The sequence below is a fragment of the Synechococcus sp. PCC 6716 genome, from assembly GCF_022570815.1.
In the GTDB taxonomy this organism is placed as follows: domain Bacteria; phylum Cyanobacteriota; class Cyanobacteriia; order Thermosynechococcales; family Thermosynechococcaceae; genus Thermosynechococcus; species Thermosynechococcus lividus.
Genome location: NZ_JAKLTU010000065.1, coordinates 1 through 4,211 on the forward strand (window position 1 = coordinate 1; position 4,211 = coordinate 4,211).

A 4,211-nucleotide genomic window follows, 5' to 3' on the forward strand; every position below is an offset into this window, starting at 1 on the left:
GGTTGTATCAAGCACAAGGGGAATATAGTAAAGCCGAACCGCTATACCAGCGCAGTTTGGCAATTTTGCAACAGACCCTAGGGRCCAACCATCCAAAWGTGGCCRCTGTCCTCAACAACTTGGCAGGGTTGTATCAAGCACAAGGGGAATATAACAAAGCCGAACCTCTTTACCAGCGCAGTTTGGCGTTMAGGGAGCAAGCCCTAGGYGCCAATCACCCAGATGTCGCCCAATCCCTGAACAACTTGGCGCTACTGTATCGAGAGCAAGGCCAATATAGTAAAGCCGAACCSCTATACCAGCGCAGTTTGGCGATCAGGGAGCAAGCCCTAGGCACCAACCATCCAGAAGTGGCCACGACCCTCAATAACTTGGCGCTGCTGTATGAAGAGCAAGGCCAATATAGTAAAGCCGAACCCCTATACCAGCGCAGTTTGGCAATTTTGCAACAGACCCTAGGGGCTAGCCACCCAAATGTGGCCGCYGCCCTCAACAACTTGGCAGGGTTGTATCAAAAGCAAGGGCAGTATGCCAAAGCCGAACCGCTATTGCAGCGAAGCTTGGCAATCAGGGAGCAAGCCCTGGGCACTAACCATCCAGAAGTGGCCACGACCCTCAATAACTTGGCGCTACTGTATGAAAAGCAAGGGCAATACGCCAAAGCCGAACCGCTTTACCAGCGCAGTTTGGCAATTTTGCAACAAACCCTAGGGGCTAGCCACCCAAATGTGGCCGCTGTCCTCAACAACTTGGCAGGGTTGTATCGAGARCAAGGCCAATATAGCAAAGCCGAACCSCTATWSCAGCGCAGTTTGGCGATCAKGGAGCAGACCCTAGGGGCTAGCCACCCAAATGTGGCCGCKGCCCTCAAYAACTTGGCRSKGCTGTATGAAGCACAAGGGGAATATAGCAAGGCCGAACCKTTAYTACAGCGCAGCTTGGTGATTTTGGAACAAGCCCTAGGCGCCAACCACCCAAAAGTGGCCGCTGCCCTCAACAACTTGGCAGGGTTGTATCAAGCACAAGGGGAATATAGTAAAGCCGAACCSCTATTSCAGCGCAGTTTGGCRATYWKGSAGCAAGCCCTAGGCACCAACCACCCAAATGTGGCCGCTGTCCTCAACAACTTGGCRSKGCTGTATGAAGCACAAGGGGAATATAGCAAGGCCGAACCTTTACTACAGCGCAGCTTGGCAATTTTGCAACAGACCCTAGGGGCTAGCCACCCAAAAGTGGCCRCTRYCCTCAACAACTTGGCAGGGTTGTATCAAGCACAAGGGGAATATAGCAAAGCCGAACCTCTTTACCAGCGCAGTTTGGCGTTAAGGGARCAAGCCCTAGGCRCCAATCACCCAGATGTCGCCCAATCCCTGAACAACTTGGCGCTACTGTATCGAGAGCAAGGCCAATATAGTAAAGCCGAACCCCTATWGCAGCGCAGTTTGGCGATCAGGGAGCAAGCCTTGGGCACCAACCATCCAGAAGTGGCCACCACCCTCAACAACTTGGCACGGTTGTATGAAAAGCAAGGGCAATACGCCAAAGCCGAACCGCTWTACCAACGCAGCTTGGTGATTTTGGAGCAAGCCCTAGGCACTAACCATCCAGAAGTGGCCACTGYCCTCAACAACTTGGCASGGTTGTATCAAGCACAAGGGGAATATAGCAAAGCCGAACCGCTATTGCAGCGCAGCTTAGTGATCAGGGAGCAAGCCCTGGGCACCAACCATCCAAAAGTGGCCACCACACTCAACAACTTGGCGTTGTCCTATGCAGCACAAGGGGAATATAACAAAGCCGAACCCCTTTACCAGCGCAGTTTGGCAATTTTGCAACAGACCCTAGGGGCTAGCCACCCAAATGTGGCCGCTGTCCTCAACAACTTGGCAGGGTTGTATCAAGCACAAGGGGAATATAGCAAAGCCGAACCGCTATTGCAGCGCAGCTTGGTGATTTTGGAGCAAGCCCTAGGCGCCAACCATCCAAAAGTGGCCACTACCCTCAACAACTTGGCGCTGTTGTATGAAGCACAAGGGGAATATAGCAAGGCCGAACCTTTACTACAGCGCAGCTTGGTGATTTTGGAGCAAGCCCTAGGCGCCAACCATCCAAAAGTGGCCACTACCCTCAATAACTTGGCGCTGTTGTATGAAGCACAAGGGGAATATAGCAAGGCCGAACCTTTACTACAGCGCAGCTTGGTGATTTTGGAGCAAGCCCTAGGCGCCAACCATCCAAATGTGGCCGCTGTCCTCAACAACTTGGCAGGGTTGTATCAAGCACAAGGGGAATATAGCAAAGCCGAACCTCTATTGCAGCGCAGTTTGGCGATCAGGGAACGAGTTTTAGGTGCCAATCACCCAGATGTCGCCCAATCCCTGAACAACTTGGCGCTACTGTATCAAGAACAAGGCGAATATAGCAAAGCCGAACCTTTACTACAGCGCAGCTTGGTGATTTTGGAGCAAGCCCTAGGCGGGCTTGCTCCAAAATTACCAAGCTGCGCTGTAGTAAAGGTTCGACCTTGCTATATTCCCCTTGTGCTTCATACAACAGCGCCAAGTTGTTGAGGGTAGTGGCCACTTCTGGATGGTTGGCGCCTAGGGCTTGCTCCCTGATCGCCAAACTGCGCTGCAATAGCGGTTCGGCTTTGCTATATTCCCCTTGTGCTTGATACAACCCTGCCAAGTTGTTGAGGRYAGYGGCCACTTTTGGATGGTTGGCGCCTAGGGCTTGCTCCAAAATCACCAAGCTGCGCTGTAGTAAAGGTTCGGCCTTGCTATATTCCCCTTGTGCTTCATACAGCAGCGCCAAGTTGTTGAGGGTCGTGGCCACTTCTGGATGGTTGGTGCCTAGGGCTTGCTCCAAAATCACCAAGCTGCGTTGTAGTAAAGGTTCGACCTTGCTATATTSCCCTTGTKTTTCATACAGTAGCGCCAAGTTATTGAGGGTCGTGGCCACTTTTGGATGGTTGGCGCCTAGGGCTTGCTCCAWAATCGCCAAACTGCGCTGCAATAGCGGTTCGGCTTTGCTATATTCCCCTTGTGCTTCATACAGCAGCGCCAAGTTGTTGAGGGTCGTGGCCACTTCTGGATGGTTGGTGCCTAGGGCTTGCTCCCTGATCGCCAAACTGCGCTGTAGTAAAGGTTCGACCTTGCTATATTCCCCTTGTGCTTCATACAACAGCGCCAAGTTGTTGAGGGTAGTGGCCACTTTTGGATGGTTGGCGCCTAGGGCTTGCTCCAAAATTACCAAGCTGCGTTGGTAAAGCGGTTCGGCTTTGGCGTATTGCCCTTGCTTTTCATACAGTAGCGCCAAGTTATTGAGGGTCGTGGCCACTTCTGGATGGTTAGTGCCTAGGGCTTGCTCCAAAATCACCAAGCTGCGTTGGTAAAGCGGTTCGGCTTTGGCATATTCCCCTTGTGCTTCATACAGCAGCGCCAAGTTATTGAGGGTCGTGGCCACTTCTGGATGGTTGGTGCCTAGGGCTTGCTCCAAAATCACCAAGCTGCGTTGTAGTAAAGGTTCGGCCTTGCTATATTCCCCTTGTGCTTCATACAGCCCTGCCAAGTTGTTGAGGACAGCGGCCACATTTGGGTGGCTAGCCCCTAGGGCCTGTTGCAAAATCACCAAGCTGCGCTGTTATAGGGGTTCGGCCTTGCTATATTCCCCTTGTGCTTCATACAGCAGCGCCAAGTTATTGAGGGTCGTGGCCACTTTTGGATGGTTGGTGCCTAGGGCTTGCTCCATGATCACCAAGCTGCGCTGTAGTAAAGGTTCGGCCTTGCTATATTCCCCTTGTGCTTCATACAACAGTGCCAAGTTATTGAGGGTAGCGGCCACATTTGGGTGGCTAGCCCCTAGGGGCTGTTGCAAAATTGCCAAACTGCGCTGGTATAGGGGTTCGGCTTTACTATATTGGCCTTGCTCTCGATACAGTAGCGCCAAGTTGTTCAGGGATTGGGCGACATCTGGGTGATTGGCACCTAAAACTCGTTCCCTKAWCGCCAAACTGCGCTGCAATAGAGGTTCGGCTTTGCTATATTCCCCTTGTGCTTGATACAACCCTGCCAAGTTGTTGAGGACAGCGGCCACATTTGGGTGGCTAGCCCCTAGGGCTTGTTCCAAAATTACTAAGCTGCGTTGAAATAACTCCAGTGCTTGAGCGTATTGAGCTTTTTGATACTGTTCAATTCCTAACTGTTCGAGTC

At 52.2% G+C, this 4,211-nt stretch carries 2 protein-coding genes and 1 pseudogene; 1 reads left to right on the forward strand and 2 read right to left on the reverse strand.

The features are described 5' to 3' along the window. Positions 1-2,570, forward strand: a 2,570-nt coding sequence (locus tag L5220_RS14200) for a tetratricopeptide repeat protein (RefSeq protein WP_499574303.1), incomplete at its 5' end; no start/stop codon positions are given. On the opposite strand, the pseudogene L5220_RS14205 reads toward L5220_RS14200, so the two are convergent. Both L5220_RS14205 and L5220_RS14210 read right to left on the reverse strand, forming a co-directional pair. Beyond that, positions 2,527-3,630 (reverse strand): annotated as a pseudogene (locus L5220_RS14205) (tetratricopeptide repeat protein); the annotation flags it as partial. The gene L5220_RS14200 and the pseudogene L5220_RS14205 overlap by 44 nt on opposite strands. A 12-nt stretch (positions 3,631-3,642) precedes the next feature. Further along, positions 3,643-4,211, reverse strand: a 569-nt coding sequence (locus L5220_RS14210) for a tetratricopeptide repeat protein (protein ID WP_499574305.1), incomplete at its 5' end; no start/stop codon positions are given.